The organism is Acidaminococcales bacterium (genome assembly GCA_031290885.1).
GTDB lineage: Bacteria > Bacillota > Negativicutes > Acidaminococcales > JAISLQ01 > JAISLQ01.
In genome coordinates this window covers 1-19,300 of record JAISLQ010000070.1, presented here as the reverse complement: position 1 = coordinate 19,300, position 19,300 = coordinate 1, and the positions used below count along the sequence as shown (strand labels likewise).

20 protein-coding genes are annotated in these 19,300 nt (G+C 51.3%); 18 read left to right on the top strand and 2 right to left on the bottom strand.

Annotated features, from left to right (window positions below):
- Nucleotides 1–65: 65 nt before the first annotated feature.
- From fliQ to LBO03_08720, 17 genes are all read left to right on the top strand, one after another.
- Nucleotides 66–335, top strand: coding sequence for a flagellar biosynthesis protein FliQ (fliQ, locus tag LBO03_08800; GenBank protein MDR3349670.1), 270 nt, complete (start codon nt 66–68; stop codon nt 333–335).
- Nucleotides 336–345: 10 nt separating this feature from the next.
- Nucleotides 346–1,131, top strand: a complete 786-nt coding sequence (gene fliR, locus LBO03_08795; protein ID MDR3349669.1) for a flagellar type III secretion system protein FliR — start codon at nt 346–348, stop codon at nt 1,129–1,131.
- A gap of 10 nt (nt 1,132–1,141) precedes the next feature.
- Nucleotides 1,142–2,218, top strand: coding sequence for a flagellar biosynthesis protein FlhB (gene flhB, locus LBO03_08790; protein ID MDR3349668.1), 1,077 nt, complete (start codon nt 1,142–1,144; stop codon nt 2,216–2,218).
- 244 nt (nt 2,219–2,462) lie between these two features.
- Nucleotides 2,463–4,526, top strand: a complete 2,064-nt coding sequence (gene flhA / locus LBO03_08785; protein ID MDR3349667.1) for a flagellar biosynthesis protein FlhA — start codon at nt 2,463–2,465, stop codon at nt 4,524–4,526.
- Nucleotides 4,527–5,942, top strand: coding sequence for a flagellar biosynthesis protein FlhF (gene flhF / locus LBO03_08780; protein MDR3349666.1), 1,416 nt, complete (start codon nt 4,527–4,529; stop codon nt 5,940–5,942). It abuts the gene before it with no gap.
- A gap of 1 nt (nt 5,943) precedes the next feature.
- A complete protein-coding gene (locus LBO03_08775; GenBank protein MDR3349665.1) occupies nt 5,944–6,840 on the top strand; it encodes a MinD/ParA family protein in 897 nt (298 codons plus the stop codon).
- A gap of 9 nt (nt 6,841–6,849) precedes the next feature.
- Nucleotides 6,850–7,521: a flagellar brake domain-containing protein gene (locus tag LBO03_08770; GenBank protein MDR3349664.1), complete on the top strand. Its 672-nt coding sequence runs from the start codon at nt 6,850–6,852 to the stop codon at nt 7,519–7,521.
- Nucleotides 7,522–7,552: 31 nt separating this feature from the next.
- A complete protein-coding gene (locus tag LBO03_08765) occupies nt 7,553–8,587 on the top strand; it encodes a chemotaxis response regulator protein-glutamate methylesterase (GenBank protein ID MDR3349663.1) in 1,035 nt (344 codons plus the stop codon).
- 21 nt (nt 8,588–8,608) lie between these two features.
- Nucleotides 8,609–10,648, top strand: coding sequence for a chemotaxis protein CheA (locus LBO03_08760; protein MDR3349662.1), 2,040 nt, complete (start codon nt 8,609–8,611; stop codon nt 10,646–10,648).
- A 27-nt stretch (nt 10,649–10,675) separates the two neighbouring features.
- Nucleotides 10,676–11,149, top strand: coding sequence for a chemotaxis protein CheW (locus LBO03_08755; GenBank protein ID MDR3349661.1), 474 nt, complete (start codon nt 10,676–10,678; stop codon nt 11,147–11,149).
- Nucleotides 11,150–11,309: 160 nt separating this feature from the next.
- Nucleotides 11,310–11,930, top strand: a complete 621-nt coding sequence (locus tag LBO03_08750; GenBank protein MDR3349660.1) for a chemotaxis protein CheC — start codon at nt 11,310–11,312, stop codon at nt 11,928–11,930.
- On the top strand, nt 11,930–12,415 hold the full coding sequence (locus LBO03_08745; GenBank protein ID MDR3349659.1) for a chemotaxis protein CheD: 486 nt from the start codon (nt 11,930–11,932) through the stop codon (nt 12,413–12,415). The genes LBO03_08750 and LBO03_08745 overlap by 1 nt, the downstream gene beginning before the upstream one ends.
- The gene (locus LBO03_08740) at nt 12,415–12,780 is read left to right on the top strand and encodes a hypothetical protein (protein ID MDR3349658.1); all 366 of its coding nucleotides are present in this window, start codon (nt 12,415–12,417) and stop codon (nt 12,778–12,780) included. Before LBO03_08745 ends, LBO03_08740 begins: the two co-directional genes overlap by 1 nt.
- Before the next feature lie 21 nt (nt 12,781–12,801).
- Entirely contained in the window at nt 12,802–13,554 is a 753-nt protein-coding gene (locus LBO03_08735; protein ID MDR3349657.1) for a FliA/WhiG family RNA polymerase sigma factor, read from the top strand.
- A gap of 17 nt (nt 13,555–13,571) precedes the next feature.
- Nucleotides 13,572–15,164 (top strand): FapA family protein, encoded by a 1,593-nt coding sequence (locus tag LBO03_08730; GenBank protein MDR3349656.1) that lies wholly within the window; start codon nt 13,572–13,574, stop codon nt 15,162–15,164.
- Nucleotides 15,165–15,258: 94 nt separating this feature from the next.
- Entirely contained in the window at nt 15,259–15,615 is a 357-nt protein-coding gene (locus LBO03_08725) for a hypothetical protein (protein MDR3349655.1), read from the top strand.
- Between the two features lie 82 nt (nt 15,616–15,697).
- Complete coding sequence (locus tag LBO03_08720) at nt 15,698–16,342, top strand: hypothetical protein (GenBank protein ID MDR3349654.1); 645 nt, start codon at nt 15,698–15,700, stop codon at nt 16,340–16,342.
- Between the two features lie 114 nt (nt 16,343–16,456).
- Here the strand turns inward: LBO03_08720 and LBO03_08715 are convergent, their stop codons facing one another.
- Together LBO03_08715 and LBO03_08710 are read right to left on the bottom strand one after the other, a co-directional pair.
- The gene (locus LBO03_08715) at nt 16,457–16,729 is read right to left on the bottom strand and encodes a hypothetical protein (protein ID MDR3349653.1); all 273 of its coding nucleotides are present in this window, start codon (nt 16,727–16,729) and stop codon (nt 16,457–16,459) included.
- Nucleotides 16,730–16,941: 212 nt separating this feature from the next.
- Nucleotides 16,942–17,985, bottom strand: a complete 1,044-nt coding sequence (locus tag LBO03_08710) for an HD-GYP domain-containing protein (protein MDR3349652.1) — start codon at nt 17,983–17,985, stop codon at nt 16,942–16,944.
- Between the two features lie 157 nt (nt 17,986–18,142).
- Between LBO03_08710 and pheA the strand changes: the two genes are divergently transcribed.
- The gene (gene pheA, locus LBO03_08705; GenBank protein ID MDR3349651.1) at nt 18,143–18,982 is read left to right on the top strand and encodes a prephenate dehydratase; all 840 of its coding nucleotides are present in this window, start codon (nt 18,143–18,145) and stop codon (nt 18,980–18,982) included.
- Nucleotides 18,983–19,300 lie beyond the last annotated feature (318 nt).

Sequence of the window (19,300 nt, the reverse complement as noted above, 5' to 3'; positions counted from 1 at the left end):
GCTGGTTGACGGTTGGCACCTGATCATCAAATCGCTTATGGATAGTTTTATATAGAGGTATTTTTATGAATGTTGACTACGCGGTTCAAGTGGGCAGGGACGCGCTTCTTATTGTAATGCTTGTTTCCGCGCCCATGCTGGGTCTTGGCATGCTTGTCGGCATTTTGGTGAGCGTTTTCCAAGCCACCACTCAAATCCAAGAGCAGACGCTGGTTTTCATACCAAAGATACTGGCGGTTTTTGTGGGCATAGTTATCTTCGGTTCCGCCATGCTCAACATGTTGATTGGGTTCACGCGCCAGATTTTCGAGAATTTGCCGGCCATGATCAAATAAGCGCGAAAACATGGAATTGATACAGTTTGTCCAGCAAAACCTTGTTTTTGCCCTTCTGGTGTTTGCGCGCGTGAGCGGCATATTTTCCACGGCGCCCATGTTCAGCAGCCGGAACGTTCCCGCGCGGATCCGGGTGCTTTCCGCAATGGCCATAACGCTGGTGGCGATACCGGCGCTCGCGCAAAAAGCGGGCGCCCCGGTTACGGATAGCGCCGCCTCCTATATACTTCTTGTCTTTGGGGAATTTATCGTTGGGGCGTGCATCGGGCTTGTTATGGCGGTATTTTTTGCCATTATACAGGTTGCCGGGCAGATGCTGGACACGCAGGTGGGCTTTGGCATAGTGCACGTGGTCGATCCGCAGTCGGGAACGCAAATGCCGCTTTTGGGCAACTTTTTGCAAATGCTTTTTGTTCTGGTGTTTTTCGCGGCGGACCTGCATCATCTTTTCCTGCAGGCCCTGCTTGAGAGCTTTGATCTTATGCCGGTTGCCCGCGCGGCTTTTCAGCCGCAAATGGCCGAGTTTGTGCTGGGGCTTTTTACGAATATGTTCCTGACGGCTTTCAAGCTCGCCATGCCCATGATAATAACCACTTTGCTCGTGGACGTGTCTATGGGCATGCTTGCCCGCACCATGCCGCAAATGAACGTATTTGTCGTTGGCATCCCGTTGAAGCTGGCCGTCGGAGTCTTTATGCTGAGTGTTTTTTTGCCGACGTATATATTCTTCTTAAAGGTGGCTTATGGCGAAGTTTCCGAAAACATATACAAACTGCTCTCAATATTCGCCAATTGAAGAAGGTTCTTTGGTTTTTGACCTGCAGCTGTTCGCAGGCGAAAAGACCGAAGAGGCAACGCCCAAGCGCAAGCAGGAAGCCCGCGGGAAAGGCCAGGTCGCCAAAAGCGTCGAGATAAATTCCGCGTTTATTATGCTGGCGGCGTTTTATTTTTTGAGCCTCAACGGCCAGTATATGATCGGCGAACTGAAAAAATTGATGCTGTACATGTTTTCCGAATTTGGCCGCACGGCTTTTGACGTTGATTCCATACAATCGCTTACCTTGTTCATGATCACATTTTTTTTGAAGATAGTCATCCCGCTTATGCTGGTGATCGCGCTGATCGGCCTTTTGATCAATTATTTGCAGGTCGGCTTCATGTTCAACCCCGGACTTTTGTTTCCTGATTTCAGCAGGATAAATCCCATGAGCGGGCTTTCCCGGATATTTTTTTCCAAGGCCGCGCTGGTCAATTTGGTAAAATCTTTGTTGAAAATAGCAATAATCGGTTATTTTATCTACACTTTCGTGGAAAAACAGGTGCATATATTGCCGGGGCTGATTGGCGAAGACGTTGAGCGCGGAAGCCTGTTTTTCGGCGGGCTGATAATAGACCTTGGTTTTCGCGTGGGCGCCGTTATGCTGGTGATCGCGGCTTTCGATTATTATTATCAATGGTATACGCACAGGGAAAACCTGAAGATGACCAAACAGGAAATTAAGGAAGAGTACAAGCAGACGGAAGGCAACCCGCAGATCAAAAGCAGGATTCGCTCCAAACAGCGCGAGTTGGCCATGCGCAGGATGATGCAGGAAGTTCCGAAAGCGGACGTGGTCATAACCAACCCGACCCATTTCGCGGTCGCGCTGAAATATTCGGCGGGCATGCCCGCGCCTTTGGTGGTAGCCAAAGGCCAGGACTATATCGCCCTTAAAATAAAAGAAACCGCCAATGACAGCAAAGTTACGATTGTCGAAAACAAGTCTTTGGCCAGGGCGCTTTATCAGACGGCCGATATCGGCGAATACATACCTTTCGAGCTTTACCAGGCGGTGGCCGAAGTGCTCGCTTACGTCTACAAGCTAAAGCGCCGCCTGGCCTGACCGGCGGCGGACGGGGGTTTGCCTTTGGCCGCCGGTTGCGCAAATTTGTTTTGCATTGTTCCCGGACTAAAACAGGAACGGGATTTACGCGACAGTTTGCCGCCTTGCGCGGCGCAAAACGTGGGCAAACCGCACATGCCCGGCGAGATTTCGGCGCACAGCGGGGCGGCAAATTGGCCGCAAAGACAGTATGGTTTTAATCTGCGAACAATATTAATCAGTTTGCATAAAGGAGTCCCCGGAGTTGGAATACACGCCGTCATGGTTGACCAGGATAACAAAATACAGCGATGTGCTGATAACTATAGCGGTCATCACGATCGTCGTCATGATGATCATTCCCCTGCCGCCTTTTGCCCTTGACTTGTTCCTTGCCGCCAACATAACGCTGGGGCTGATGATCGTCATGGTGTCGATTTATAACACCGAGCCGCTGCAATTTTCCGTGTTCCCGTCGCTGCTTTTGGTAACGACCCTTTTCCGTCTGGCGCTGAATGTTTCCTCCACCCGCCTGATCTTGCTCTATGGCTACGCGGGCGAGGTCATACAGTCGTTCGGGGAATTTGTCATAGGCGGCAACGCGGTAGTCGGCTTTATTGTTTTTATAATACTGGTCATTATCCAGTTCATTGTTATCACCAGGGGCGCGGAGAGGGTCGCCGAGGTAACGGCGAGGTTTACGCTTGACGCCATGCCCGGCAAGCAAATGAGCATAGACGCCGATTTGAATTCCGGCCTTATCACGGAAACGGAAGCAAAAGAACGGCGCGTGAAAATACAGCGCGAGGCTGATTTTTACGGGGCGATGGACGGCGCCAGCAAGTTTGTCAAAGGCGATGCGGTCGCGGCCATTATCATCGTCATGATCAACATCGTGGGCGGATTTGTCATCGGCGTGCTGCAAAGGGGCATGGGCATAACCGGCGCTTTGCAGACGTATACCCTGCTTACCGTCGGCGAGGGCTTGGTCAACCAAATACCGGCCCTGCTCATATCCACCGCTACCGGCATAATAGTGACCCGCGCCGCTTCGGATTCTGACATGGGGCATGACGTTGTCAGCCAGCTCCTGACCAAGCCGCGCGTTTTTTATATAACGGCGGTCGTGTTGTTTTTGCTCTCTTTGGTTCCGGGGCTGCCGGGCGTGCCCTTCGTGGTTTTGGGCATAATTGTCGGCATTATCGCGCGCACGCTCAGCCAGACCATTATAAGCCGGGTTGCGGACGAGATTACCCGGCAGGAAGAAAAAGAGATCGAAGAAATCAAAAAACCGGAAAACGTCGTTTCGCTTTTGCAGGTGGACCCTATGGAACTGGAAATTGGCTACAGCCTTATCCCTATGGTTGACGCCAGCCAGGGCGGGGACCTTTTGGACCGCATAATCATGATCAGGCGCCAGTGCGCTTTGGAAATGGGCTTTGTCGTGCCTACCATCCGCATCCGGGACAATATACAGCTAAAGCCAAACGCCTATATTATCAAACTGAAAGGGGTCGAAATCGCCAAAGGCGAGCTTTTGCTCGATCACTACTTGGCAATGAACCCCGGGCAGGCGGAATTTGACATTGAAGGCATAGAAACGCTGGAGCCGTCTTTTGGCCTGCCGGCGATTTGGATACAGGAACAGGAGAGGGAAAACGCCGAAATGTTGGGCTATACGGTGGTTGACCCGATTTCTGTCCTCGCCACCCACATAACGGAGATCATAAAAGCCAACGCGGCGGAAATACTCGGCCGCCAGGACGTGCAAACGCTGGTTGATTCCGTGCGCGGCAACTATCCGGCCGTGGTGGAAGAACTCATGCCCAATATAATCTCGCTGGGCGAATTGCAGAAAGTATTGGCAAGCCTCTTGCGGGAACGCGTATCCATACGCGACCTTGTTACCATTTTTGAGACCTTGGCCGATTACGGAGCTTTGACCAAAGATACGGAAATACTGACCGAATACGTCCGGCACGCGCTTTCCCGGCAAATAACCAAACAATTCGCCCAAAGCGGCGTCCTGGCCTGTATAACCGTCGATGTGGAACTGGAAAACATTATCGTGCAATCCGCGCAAAAAACTGAGCAGGGTTCTTATGTAAACCTGGACCCCAAAACCATGCAGGCGTTTATTAATTCGCTCAACCAGGAAATCGCCAAATTGACCAATATGGGGTATCAGCCGATCGTCCTTACCAATCCTAACGCCAGGCTCTATGTGCGCAGGATAGTGGAACGTTCCGCCCCCGGCCTTACAGTTTTGTCTTATGCCGAACTTGAGCCAAAGACGGAGATACAAGCTATGGGAATGGTGAAGATATAGATGAGATACCGGATATTTACAGCCTCAACTATGCAGGAAGCGGTTAGCCAGGTGAAAGAAGCATTGGGGCGGGACGCGATCATACTTTATACCAAGAAACTCCGCAAAGGCTGGATATTCGGGCGTGAAATCGTTGAAGTGGCGGCGGTGGCGGAGGACGAGCAGCCGGCGGTTACAGCATCCGGCAATTTGCGCGCAGCGTCGGCAAGTCGCAGCGAAGCAGCCCGTCCGGCAAGCAAACCGGCGGCGAAACCCGCCGGCCCGCCGCGGGAGATCGCAGTAAAATCGCTGGTAAGGGCCAAGCCGGCGGCGCCGGTCGTGGAAAAGCCCGCCGCGGCGGCGCATAGCTTTGCGCCGGCAGAGCCGGCCGCTTCCGCCGGCGCCGTATACGCCGAGATGCAAAAAGTGATCGAGCCGCTGGTGCCGGAGAGGATTGTAACTGGCGCCGCGCCGGCAAAACCGGAGGTGGCTGCCGTCTCCGCCGCGCCGGCAAAGGAAAAGGCAAGCGCCGCAACAGGCGCAGACAGCTTGCCCGTTCCCAAAACGGAATCTGCCGAGGGCTCGGGCGAGGATTTGAAAAGCGAACTTGCCGGCATCCGTCAGATGCTGGAACAACTTTTATCAAAAACCAAGACAAATGCGGCCAATCCGTGGTATGATTATCTTGTAAAGAAAGAAATTGCGCCTGGGCTCGCGGAGCAGATTTTAAAAGGGTTTCCGGCTTCCCTGGCCATATTGAATAAAAACCCGGGAGCGATCAAAAAAATGCTCCATGATCGCTTGATTGATTATATAAGGCCGTCCGGCGGCATAAAGGTTGCCGTCCCCGGCTGCAAGAAAGTCGCCCTGGTAGGGCCGACGGGAGTTGGCAAGACCACCACGCTGGCAAAGCTGGCGGCGAAATTTGCCTTGGCGGACAATGTTGACACAGCTTTTATAACAGCGGATACTTACAGGATAGCGGCGGTGGAACAATTGAGGACATACGCAACGATACTGAATGTTCCCATGGACGTGGTGTATTCGGCCGGCGAACTGAAAAAATGCATCAACAGGCACAAAGACAAGGAACTGGTGCTGATTGACACGGCCGGCCGCAGCCAGCACAACGAAGAACAGATGGACGAACTGAAAAGGCTTCTGGAAGCGGATGATGCCATAGAGGCGCACTTGGTGCTCAGCACGGTTACTACTTATCAGGATTTGCTGGAGATCATCGACAGGTTTGCCGGCTGTTTTTCCGACAAAGTTATTTTCACGAAAATCGACGAAACGCGCAATATCGGCAACATATTCAACATAATGCACCAATTCTTTGAACTTAAAATATCCTATGTTACCAACGGGCAAAATGTTCCTGACGATATTCATCCGGCAGAACCGCAGTATTTGACAAATATGCTGTTGAGGGATTGACATGGTTGATCAGGCTGAACGATTGAGGGAATTGTCTGAAAGGTGCATTGCTTTGAATGAAAAGGGCGGCGAGCCTGAATGCGCCGCCGCCCATGTGCTTGCTATTGCCAGCGGCAAAGGCGGGGTGGGAAAAAGCAGCTTTGCCGTCAATTTGGCGTTGGCGCTGGCAAACTACGGAAAAAAAGTCCTGATTGTCGACGCCGACATAGGCATGGCCAATATTGACGTCATGATGGGGCTGATAGCAAAATACAGCCTGATTGACATTATTGAAGGCGTCCGCTCATTTGAGGAAGTGGTGGTTACCGGGCCGCGAAACATCAAGTTCCTGCCCGGGGGATCGGGCATAAAGTCCTTGGTTTCCCTCACCAACCTGGAATTGCAGAGAATACTCAGCCAAGCGTCGCAATTTGAAAAGGCGATGGATTTTATACTTTTGGACACAGGGGCAGGCATGGGGGACACTGTTATGAACTTTCTCATGGCGGCGGACGACATCTTGCTTGTCGCCACCCCCGAGCCTACGTCGCTGACCGACGCCTACGCGCTTATAAAAGCGTACGCCGGCAATGACAATGCCGGCAAAGCCGCCTTAAGGCTTGTTGTCAACCGCGTCGGCAGCGCCGCCGAAAGTTCCGTTGTGGCGGATAAACTCTGCAAAGTCGCGGTCAAGTTTTTGTCCGTGCAACTGCGGCAAATAGGATACATTTTTGAAGACCCTGCGGTCTCCCAATCCATCCGCTCGCAACGCCCGCTTTTGCTGCAATCGCCCGATTCGCCGGCGGCCGGTTGCATTGCCGGTATTGCCCGCAAGCTTATTTTGGGCTTTGAACCGGCGGACAAGAAAGGTCGCTACGGTTTTTTCAAGAAGTTTCTTAATATAAATTCACGAAAGTAGGAAAATAAAATGGATATAAGCAGTCCATTTTTAGTAAACCAGCGGCTGGAAATTGCCCCGCATGACGTCTTGGAATATCTGTCAAGCCGCATTGAGGATTACCGGGGCAACGATCTTGTGATAGCGACGCCTATGCGCAAGGCCGTGCCTTTATACCTGCCGATAGGGACGCCAATCTTGGGGCGGGCGATAGCCGGCGAAGGCATACTTTATTCTTTCGAGTCCGTCTTGCTGGAAATCGTCATGCAACCGCTTCCCTTCTGGATAATAAAAAAACCGGAAAACGTGAAAAGAATACAGCAAAGGAACTTTTTCCGATATCCCGTACACCTGCCTGTCTGTTATTTTATTGTCAGCGAAGAAACCGGCAGGCCGATCGTGGAAACCGAGACCGATACTGTTTCGCAAAATTTAAGCGGCGGCGGCGTCCTTTTGCTGTCAAACGATGTATCTTTGCGGCTGGGCACAAAAGTTTGGCTGGAAATCCCGTTGTCGGATACGGACATCGTACAGTCAATCGCGGTGGTCGTAAGAATAGATATGAAAAAAGACGGCGAGGGCAAGTCGCTTTTTGCCATAGCCCTTCAGTTTGTCAACCTGGATGAATTTGTCCGCAATAAAATAATAAAGTTCCTGAACGCGCGCCTTTTGGAAGAACGCAACAAAGGCATCCTTATGTAAATATAACGCGACAATTCAAAAAGAGAGTGAAGTGAACGATCGATTGAAAAAAGTTTTGATAGTTGACGATTCATTTTTCATACGCAAAATATTTTCCGATATGTTCAACGGCACCAAAGACTTCCAAGTTGTCGGAACCGCGCAGAACGGATTGGAGGCTATCGGCAAAATAAAGAGCCTGAGTCCGGACTTGGTTACGCTTGACATAGAAATGCCCGTGATGAACGGTTTGGACGCGCTTAAAATAATTATGCGCGATATGCCGCTGCCGGTGGTAGTTGTAAGCTCGCAGACCAAGGAGGGCTCGGAAGAGACGGTCAAGGCCCTTCTTTACGGCGCGGTTGACTTTGTTACCAAAGACAAAAACGATCTTGACACGGTGAAAAAAATGTTGCTTGCAATCTGTCGCGATGCCGTTAACGCCAACATCTTGGAATTGCAGAAAAATTCTGCGGCGCAAAAGCCTGTGGACATACCGGCCATAGGCGCCAAAGCAAAGGAGAGGCTTGTGGCGATCGGGACGTCTACCGGAGGGCCAAAAGCCTTGCAGGAAGTGATTCCAAACCTGCCCGCCAATCTTCCCTGCGCGGTAGCGGTCGTGCAGCACATGCCGCCGGGGTTTACCAAGTCGCTGGCGGACAGGCTGAACGCTTGCTCGCAAGTAAATGTAAAAGAGGCGGAAAACAATGAACCGCTGCAGAAAAGTACCGTTTATGTAGCGCCCGGCGACTTTCATATGCGTTTTGCCCGCGAAAGGGGAGCTGCCCTCATAAAATTGTCCAAAGATCCCCCGGTTGGCCTGCACCGGCCGGCGGTAAACACGATGTTTGAGTCCGCGGCGCAGGTGTACGGCGCAAATTGCGTGGCGGTTCTGTTGACGGGCATGGGACAGGACGGGGCCGCCGGCATGGCAAAAATAAAAAAAGAAAACGGCTATACTATAGCGGAAAGCCAGGAAACCGCGATTGTTTACGGGATGCCGAAAGCCGCCGCCGAACTTGGCGTTGTCGATAAAGTATTGCCTTTGCATGAGATTGCCAATGCGATAGTCATGGCGGTTATTTAGTAAATTTGGAGGTGTTGGTTGATGGATGTAAACCAGTATATGGGCATGTTCATGGAAGAATCCCGTGAACACCTGCAAGCGTTAAATAAATCGTTGCTTGACCTTGAAAACGATGCCGGCAATATTTCCGTCCTTGGCGAAATATTTCGCAGCGCTCACACACTGAAAGGCATGTCGGCGACTATGGGCTTTACCGTAATTGCCGAGCTTACCCATGAAATGGAAAATGTCTTGGATCTTTTGCGCAAAGAAACCTTAAAATGCGACGAAAACATAATCGACTTGCTTTTCCGGTGCGTTGACACGCTTGAGCGCCTGGTGGAGAGCGCCGGCAACGGGGAAAAAGGGGAAGACGTTTCGGCGCTGGTGCAGGAACTTAAAAAAATTACCCCCAAGGGCGGCGCGGCACCGGCCAAAACAGCGGCGGCAGCGAAACCCGACGCGCCGGCGCCCGATATGGAAACCGTTGCCATAGAACTTAGCGACATCGACAAGGACATCATCGCGGCCGCGCAAGGACAAGGGCTTGCCGGACTGCACATAAAGATTGCTTTGGACGAAAAATGCATGCTCAAAGCGGCTCGCGTTTATATGGTAATGACCAGCCTTGAAGATTTCGGCGAAGTCATTAAAACCGTCCCGTCCGCCGAAGACCTGGAGAAGGAGCGTTTTGGGCTAAGTTTTGACGTAGTGCTTTTATCGGGCAAAGATATAGACGGAATGAAGGACAGGCTGCTTGGCATTTCGGAAATCGTCAGCGTTGAAATTAATAAACTGCCGGACTTTGCCGCCGGCGCTTTAACCGAAGACGCGGCGCGCAAAGCGTCCTCGCCCACGGCGGGCGCCGCGGAAAAGCACGACGCCCCGGCCGCGAAAAAGGCCGAAGACCATAAAGTGAAAAGCGTGCAGTCCGTGCGCGTGGACATTGACAAACTTGACACGCTTTTAAACATCGTCGGGGAAATAGTCATCAACAAAACCAGGCTTGCGCAAATTGGCATAATGCACAGGCTGCCTGACCTGGTGGAAACTATTGAGCAAATGGATCGGGTTACGACCGAACTGCAGACAATTGTCATGAAGATACGGATGGTGCCGATCAGCCAGGTGTTCAATCGGTTTCCGCGCATGGTCAGGGACATTTCCCGGGAGCTCAACAAGGAAATCAACCTGATAATTGAAGGCGAGGAAACCGAACTTGACCGGACGGTCATAGACGAGATCGGCGATCCCTTAATGCACATATTGAGAAACTCCCTTGACCACGGCATAGAAAGCGCGGAAGAACGGCGGGCGGCCGGGAAAAAACCTACCGGCAACGTCAAGCTCATAGCATCGCACGAAGGCAATAACGTAGTCATCGACATAGAAGACGACGGCAAAGGCATTGACCCGGCCTTTATCAAGCGCAAGGCAGTGGAAAAAGGCGTCATAACCCAGCAGGAATCCGACAAGATGGATGACAACGAAGCGATAAAGATAATTTTCGCGCCGGGATTTTCCACCGCCTCTGTCGTGACCGACATATCCGGGCGCGGCGTAGGCATGGATGTGGTCAGGACAAAGATCGAAGCTTTGGGCGGCAATGTTGACGTGGAAACAAAACTTGGAGCCGGCAGCAAGTTCAAAATACGTTTGCCGCTTACCTTGGCCATCATCCAGGCGCTCCTGATAAAAGTAGCCGATGAAACTTACGCCATACCGCTCGGGTCGATTGACAGCACGATCAACATTGTGCCCACCGACATTTCCACCGTGCAAAACAAGGAGGTATTCTTGCTGCGCGGGCAGATAATCCCTATCATCAGGTTGAACCGTACTTTGAACGTGTCGGCGGAGGAGGCGAAGCCGGCGGCGGAAGAGCTGTACATCGTGATCGTCCACATGGGCGAGCAGAAAGCCGGCATAATCGTCGATACGCTCGTTGGGCAGCATGACATAGTCATAAAATCCCTGGGCAAACTTATGACAAATATAAGCGTTATCGCCGGCGCTACCGTTTTAGGCGACGGAAGCGTCGCGCTTATCCTTGACATAGCGACGGTAATGCAGACTTCTTAGATTCTTAGAAATGACGGAGGCGATAAGATGAGCGAAAATAGAAGTTTGGCTAAAAATAGCGACGAAACGCGTGTACGTGAAGAGATACAATTGGTGGTATTCAAGCTGGCAATGGAAGAGTATGCCATTGACATAGGGCATGTCAGCGAAATCAGGAAAATGCTGGCCATCACGCGAGTGCCCAAAACGCCGGAATATTATTTGGGCGTGATGAATCTGCGCGGGAGCGTGTTGCCGGTAATTGACCTGAAAAAGCGCCTTAGCCTTCCCAGTACCGCAAAAACTGAAGACAGCAGGATAATCATATTGAGTGTTGACGATATTTCCTTCGGGGTTACGGTAGACGCCGTCTCGGAAGTGTCAATTATTGACAAAGCGGACATAGAACCGCCCAGCAGCATTGACACCAACGTTGAAAACAGGTTTGTCGTCGGCGTTGGCAAACACAACAACCGGTTGCTCATCATGCTGAGCGTAAAAGAAATAGTGGGGCTGGCATGACCTTGGCATCCCCGGCAGATGTTTCGGCCGCAGATATTGACAAGTACGGCGGACGGCGGAAAAGGCAAATACGCGGATTTGCCGGTTTTCGCGGCTTGCCCGCGAGGAGGGGGCGGCCTTGTTTTGCGTGTTGCCATTTTAAGGAGAGTGACTTTGTTTTATGAGCGATGATGTGTTGGAACTTACTCCGGCGCAGCTTGATGCGCTGAAGGAAATCGGCAATGTCGGCGCCGGCAACGCCGCAACGGCTTTGTCGCAGATTATAAATAAACGTATCGACATGACCGTGCCGGAAGTGTCGATCTTGCCGCTCGGCGACGTGCCCGACATAGTAGGCGGGCCGGACAATATGGTCGCCGGCGTTTATCTTAGGGTGTTTGGGCAAGCGCCGGGCAGCATACTGTTCATAATGCCGATCAATAGCGCGTTTGATCTGGTAAACATGCTCATGGGGCGTGAAAAATCACAAGATTACACCTTTACCGTAATGGACGAATCCGCGCTCATGGAAATAGGCAACATTTTGGCGAGCGCATACCTTAACGCCTTGTCCTATTTCACCAAACTTACGCTTTTGCCGTCGATTCCGGCTCTTGCCATGGACATGGCGGCGGCGCTTCTAAGTATCGTGCTCGTACAGTTGGGGCAGATGGGAGATCACGCTCTGGTAATCGAAACCGTCTTTAAAACTGATGACGACGGCATAAACGGACATTTTTTCCTTATTCCCGATCCAGGTTCATTAGCCGCCATATTAGCTGCCATTGGGGTGAGCGAATAATGCCCGAGTTGATTAAAGTCGGACTGGCGGATTATAAATCAGGCAGCGCCCCTGATTCCCTTATTACTTATGGGCTGGGTTCCTGCATAGGGATAGCCCTTTACGATACAAGGACAAAAATAGGTGGGCTGGCCCATATCATGCTGCCGGACAGCGCTCAGTCCAAGCCAACGGAAAACCCGGCCAAATTTGCCGACAAGTGCCTGCCGCTGCTTTTGAACGAATTGCTTGGCAAAGGGGCGCACAAAGCGTCGCTGCAAGCCAAAATCGCCGGCGGGGCGCAAATGTTCGCTTTGAACAAGGCAACCGACATAATGAAGATAGGCGAGCGCAACGAGGAAAGCGTCCGCGCCGTGCTTAAAAAGCTGGGAATTCCCGTAGTCGCTTCCGATACGGGGGAAAATTACGGCAGGACGGTGGAGCTTTTGTTGGAGACAGGCAAATTTAGGATACGGACAATAAGCAAAGGCGAGAAAGAGATATAATGATGAAGGCAGACATTGTAAGACGATTAAAATTTAATAAGTTTAATCTTTTTGTAATGTTGGCCATAGCTTTGCTGGCCGCTTTGTCTACAGTTTTTTTCGCGTTTTCGGCGGGGATTTCCGGGACGTGGACCGTAATCTTGCGCATGGCCTTTTCTTTTGTCCTATTTGCGGCCGTTGGCTTTTTGTTCGCGGATTTTTTGGAAAGAGAATATTTGGGGGCTTTTTCGGCATTAAAGGAAAAAGCCGTTGGCGGCGAAGATGCGAAAGAATCGCAGGGCGCGGCTGCGGGCGACATGAACAGCGACAATGCGTATGACGATTCTTTTGATAAAATAGTAGTGGCAGATAAAAAATCAGAATGACCGTTTGCGGGGTAACTATTCATGATTTTCAAAGATGAAAACTTGCTTCTTGACGCATGGAAAGAATATACGCAGACGCGCAGCCTGAAATTGCGCAATCAACTTGCCGAGCACTATTTGCCTTTGGTTAGAATCGTTGCCGGCCGGTTGGGGATAAGCCTTCCCGCTTACGTCGATCGCGATGATTTTCTCAGCACAGGCTTTATCGGCCTTTTGCAAGCCATTGAGCGTTATGACGCGGAGCGGGGCGTAAAGTTTGAGACATACGCCACGGTCAGGATCAGAGGGGCAATTTTGGACGCTTTGCGCGTACAAGACTGGATACCGGCCTCTGTCCGCCAGAAAGCCAAACAATACCAAAACGCGCTGCAGACGCTCGAAGGACGGCTGGGGCGTTCCGCGACCGACAAGGAGATAGCCAGGGAGCTGTCCATGTCCGAGGAACAATTGCAAACATTGCTGTCGGAAATTCAAGTTGTTACGGTCATCCCGCTGGAAGAATTTTCCCAAACGGAAGAAAGCGGGCGGGGCGGCGTCGGCAACCTTACCGACGATTTCGAGCGGACGGAGGTAAAAGAGTTGCTGACGCAGGCCATTGAGCGGTTGCCGGGGCGGGAACGCTTGGTAATGTCCCTTTATTATTATGAAGGGCTGACGCTGAAGGAAATAAGCGCGGTGATGACACTGTCGGAAGCCCGAATTTCACAGCTTCATACGAAAGGTATATTCAGGCTGAGAAATGCCCTTACTGACATAAAAGAAGCTCTATTGTGAACGGGAGGGATGTTTGCGTGGCAATTGCTCCGAAAGAAACTATTGACAACGAAACGGGCTGTTTTTCCCTCGAAGTCCGCGGTGAATCCATATATCTGAACGTAACTGAAAAAAACGCGGACAACATGGTAACGGTCAAGGCAGTAAAAGAACTGCTGAAAAAGTTCGACGCGAAAAACATTGACGATGCGGCCATAAACAAAGCGATCTCCGTTACGGGAAACGACGTCATCGTGGCTGGCGTTGACAAGCCGAGCATTGACGTGGTTATCGCCGAAAATGACATGAAAGCGTTTGTATGCATTTCAGGCAGTGCCCAGCATATGAAATTTTCCCGGGAAGACATATTGGATGAACTGAAAAAAAGAGGCATTGTATTTGGCATTGACGAAAAAGCAGCGGAACAGGCGCTCGCCAATCCGGGCAAACAATTCCTCATAGCCGTGGGCAAGGATTCTGTCAACGGGCATGACGCGCAAATAATCTTCAAACAGCAGGTCAACGATGAAAAGGGCAAACCGAAAGCAATCAGCGGCGGCCGCGTCGACTACAAAGATCTTGATTTGTTTACCGCCGTGGCGGAACGAGAGGTAATCGCGGAAAAAATACCCTTCAAAAAAGGCGAAGACGGCAGCACGGTCAAAGGCAGGATTTTAAAAAGCGTTGCAGGCAAAGACCGGAAAATGAACGTGGGCAAGAACATAGCGGTGGAGGGCAACTTGTTTGTTGCCAAAACCGCCGGCCATTTAGTGATAAACAAAGACCGGATGGAAGTTTTGCCGGTGCTTGAAATAAAGAGCGACATAGATTTGTCTACCGGCAATATTACCTTCCCCGGCAACGTATTGATAAAAGGCAACGTGCAGCAAGGTTTTTTTGTAAAAGCGCAGGGCAACGTCCGGATAAACGGCAGCATTTTCGGCGGAACGGTGGAAGGCAAAACAATTGAAGTCAAGCACGGCATACAAAGCGCGAACGATTCTTATGTGAAAGCCGAAGAGTCAATCACCGCCAAATTCGTTGAAAACGCCGTCCTTTACGCCGGCGGCGACATCAAAATAACGGATACGATCCTGCACAGCAAGGTAAGCTCCGGCCGGAAAGTGCTTGTTACAGGCAGCAAAGGGCTGATTGCCGGCGGGCGCGTAACCGCCGGCGAGGAAGTCGATTCAAAAAATATCGGTACGCAAATGGCGCCGCCGACGATAGTGGAAGTGGGGATAAACCCCGCGCTGAAAGAAGAATATGTCCGGCTGAAAGAAAGTTATCGGGAAACGCTAAGCAAACAGGAAAGCATAAAAAAGTCGCTTCTGCTGATCAAGCCTGACGACAGCGCCGTTGTGCCGGAAAGCAGGCAGGAGCTTTATATGAAGATGACCAAAGCGAATTTTTCGCTTTTGGGCAGCATCAACGAAATGAAAGAGCGGCTTGTTGGCATTGAGGAAGATTTTTCCAAACTCAGCATCGGCAAGATAAAATGCAGCGGGTTGGTTTACCCGGGCGTGAAATTAATCATAAACAACGTAGTTTACCCGGTGAGGGACATTCTGCAATTTTCCTTGTTTTATTTGGACGACAACGAAGTGAAATTCGCCCCTTACAATCAATAAAAAATTCCGTCTGTGATTTTGCGCCGCTAAAATCTGCGCAAAGGTCAGCTTATATATCGCGGCACTAGGCAAAATGAAACGCGGGGGTGATGTTATGAGCATACGTCCGGTAGATATGCAGGTTATTTTGCCCCATACCACAGATGTGGGCAAATTCCAGGCAGTACAGAACGACCAGGCGGCGGCCAGCCAGCAACTGTTTGCCGAGAAGCTGCAAAAAGAAGCCATATTGCGCCAGGAGCAAGTGCAAGAAACTCAGCGCGGCGAGTTTAGCAAGGTAAACCGGGACAAAGAAAAAGAACAAAAAGAAGGCAAAAAAAAGAAAAACTCTTTAAAGTCGCCCGAGCGAGCGCCGACGGACAAAGACAACGAAGCGCCGGACGGCGGGGGAAAAAAAGCTAAAGTAAGCTTGGATCCGCTGGTCGGCAAGAATCTGGATATAATTTCATAAGGAAGTGTTTAAACTGTATTCAGGCGTGATAACTGTCCTCGTGTTATTGTCGCTTTTGTTCTTTTTGGTGTGCAAGCGCCGCATGCTTTCACGCCTGTTTTCGCTTGATTTTGAAGAGCAGGTGAGAACGTTTGAGAAAAAAATCGAAGCGACGGCCAATGACGCCGTCGACAGGATATCCGGCGCCAGCGGCGACTTGGCGCAGCTTCTGGCGCAGGCGGAAGAGGCAATCGACGAATTAAAGATCAGAAACAAGATAGCGGAAGAAAAATTATACAAAATAGCGATGAGCGAACTGGGAAAAAATGCCGCCGACAAAGAAACGGAGCGGACGGAAACGAAAATGGCCGGGCAGCCTTCTTTTGCCGAACATCTTATCAAGGCGAACTATAAAACGGCGCTGCATCTTGACGACGAACTTGACGCAACAAACCAAAGGCCGCGCAAAAACCACGACAGAATGTCCACGCCGCCCGCCGCAAAAGCATCTTTCGCCGCGCGGACGCCAGATGAAAACGGGGCGCCGCCGACAGAAAGGGAAAGCAGTATAAAGGGCATTGCCCAAAATGGCGCGCCGGACTTTGATATGGCCGGCGCGGAGCCGAAATTCCGGCGCAAACAAATATTGCGCTTGGCGGCCAGCGGCTATGACGACGTAGACATTGCCAAAGCCTTGCGCCTCGGCGTCGGCGAAGTTATGCTGACGCGCAAGCTTGGCGTTAAATGATACTGATTTTTATGAACATCCGGCCATTGACCTTGCGGCGCTGACGGCTTGAAAAATACCCGCGCCCGGCCCCAAGGCTTTTGCCGGGACCGGGCGCTTTTCGCTGGCCTATGGTTATTGTATGTGCTTTAGCCTGCTTTCTTCTTCTTCTATTTTGGCGTCGTTGAACCTCGGTATGGTGCTGAGATAACCGGTTATCCTGCGCACGCGCACAACCGAAGCGTAATGCGGCTCAAGCTTGACGTCGTCGCCGTCTATCCCTATCTCCATCTCAACCAAGCGCTGAGCGGGTTTTAAATCAAGCTGATCCCGGACGTAGCCTTGCGCCTCCTGCATAGGCATTTCATCAGGGCACTTTACCACAACGTCATTAAACACAAACTGCATCTTACTATTCCTCCCCCAAATGGCGATCCGCAAGTTGTTAAGCGGAACAATTTCTACGATACACATTATATAGTATATTTTTCGTTTTCGCAATACCATATAATGTGTTTTATGAATATTTTTATCAAGGAAAACCTGCTAGCCGCTTGCCGGCCGCGGCGGACGTTTTCCGTTGCGGCAAGGACGGGCGCGCGCGGAAGGGCATAGAAGCTTCAGCCCAAATAGTCCTTGAAATATTTGTAATCCTTCATGCCCAAGCTGATCAATTCCCCGTCTTCGGACTGCAAGATCATATCGTCATTTGCTTGCTGCCCGATAAATATGATTTTGGCGCGCCGGCCGTCGTCGGTTATTACCTGCCGCCCGATCAGCGTGTTTTTGATTTTGGCGAGCATCGGCAGGCAGATTTTGGAATCAAGCCTTATATACATTTCTTCTTCAAATATTTCAATGACGCTGAAAGGGGAACGGGCTTTCTGGTATACCCTGTTGCTGGTTACGGCGTCATAGGTATCGGTAACCGCCACTATTTTGGCGAAGTCGCTTATTGCATCCTCTTTCAGGCCGGAAGGGTAGCCTGTGCCGTCAAATTTTTCATGATGCTGTAGAGCCGCCAGTTTTATTTCATCCGGAAGGCTGTGTATGTCTTTGAGCATCTCATAGCCGTACACCGTATGCATTCTCATTACCGACATTTCCGCGGCGGTCAGTTTGCCCGGTTTGTTCAGCACTTCCAGAGGTATTTGCGATTTGCCGACATCGTGCAATATGCCTGCCAGCACCAAGGAAAAAAGCGTCTCTTCGTCGTATTTGAGCCATTTGCCCAAAGCGCCGCAAAGTACGCCGACGTTGACCGAATGATGGTAGGTGTATTCGTCGTGGCTGTTGAGGTTTTTCAAAGACTGCAAAACAAAGTCCTGGGACAGCAGATTGCTGACCGTATAGCTGGCAAGCTCGACAATGTCGTTCATCGGGACCTGTTTGGTTTCCCTTGACGCGGTAAAGACATCTTTGACCTTGTTGACGGTTTCTTCATAAGTTTGCCGCACTGCCCGCTCCCACAAAGAAAGCGGCCTTTTGGAATTTTCCTTTTCCACCTGGACAGTCAAAATCTCGGCGTGCGTCTTCAATTGCTCGATCATTTTTGCCGTTACTATGGATTTTTCGTTGACCAAGATTATGCCGCGCAGCATAATTGGCGCGGCAAGGCGCATCCCCGGTTGCAATTCGTCTACCCATATTCGTCTGTCTGCCAAAACGCACACCCCTCGCAAATCAAGTTGGCTTTAAAGCAATAAAACAATCCAATCTGACAGGCCGCCGCTGGCAGGGCATCTTGTCAGGTTAAAACAAATAAAATATAATATTAATATATTTCATAAGGCAAAAAAACACAAGTGCGCGGGAGAAAATATGCCGCAACAACGAAACGTCGCTTGCCTGGGGCCAAAGGGCAGCCACAGCGAGGCCGCCGCCAGGTACTTGTTTCCCAAAGAAAACATACGGCTTTACCATGCCATTGCCGGGGCCATTGACGCCGTTTGCGCAAAAGAGGCGGAACTTTGCGTTGTGCCGATCGAAAATTCCTTGGAAGGCTCAATCAACATTACCTTGGACAGACTGTCGGGCGAAAGCGGTTTTTGTATTGCGCGGGAGCTGGTCTGGCGCATCCGCCATCATCTCGCGGCGCGCAGCGGCAGCGCGTCCGTCGGCGTTATCATGTCCCACCCGCAGGCTTTGGCCCAGTGCCGGGAAAACTTGAGGAAATTTTATCCCGGCGTCCCCCTGAGGGAAACCGGCAGCACTTCGGAAGCGGCGGCGCTGGCCGCCGGGGACGATCGCGTTGCCGCGATAAGTTCCGCGGAGGCGGCGCAAATATACAATCTCAGCATAAGGCGGGAAGACATGCAGGACAACGCCGTAAATTACACGCGTTTCGTCGTGCTTCGGCCCACGCCTTTTGCCGCGCCGGAAGAAAACGCCGTCAAGACCTCCATTGCCTGTGAGTTGGACGGGAGCAAGTCGGGCGTGCTTTGCGGACTGTTGCAGAGCTTTGCCGCCAGAAAGATAAACCTCGTGCGCATAGAGTCGCGCCCGGCGCGCACGGCGCTCGGCCGCTATATATTTTTTCTCGACTTGGAAGGCGGCGCTTTTTCGCCTGGCGTTGAAGAGGCGCTGAACGAGGTCAAGGGAAATACCCTTTGGTTTAAAATATTGGGCAGTTATCCGGTTTTATGCTGCCCTCAGATTTAGGCATGACTAAGCTTTTCGGGACAATTCGCCGTATTGCGCGGCGCAAAACGCAGGCGAACCCGAGGATCGGCGAGGCTTTGGAGCAAAGCGGGGCGGTAAATTGGCCGCAAATACAGCGGGGTTTTAAGCACGGAGAATCCGATTCCCCGTAGCTTCGCGGCATAATTGGGCGGAGCGGGTGAGTTGCCCCGCAGTTATCTGTGCGCTCAGATAAACGATTTTACGACCGATTGCTCGTTAAATATGCGCAAGATGGCATCCCCAAACAAAGCGGCCACTTTGACTACTTTGATTTTGGGGCTTTGTTTTTCTTTGGGC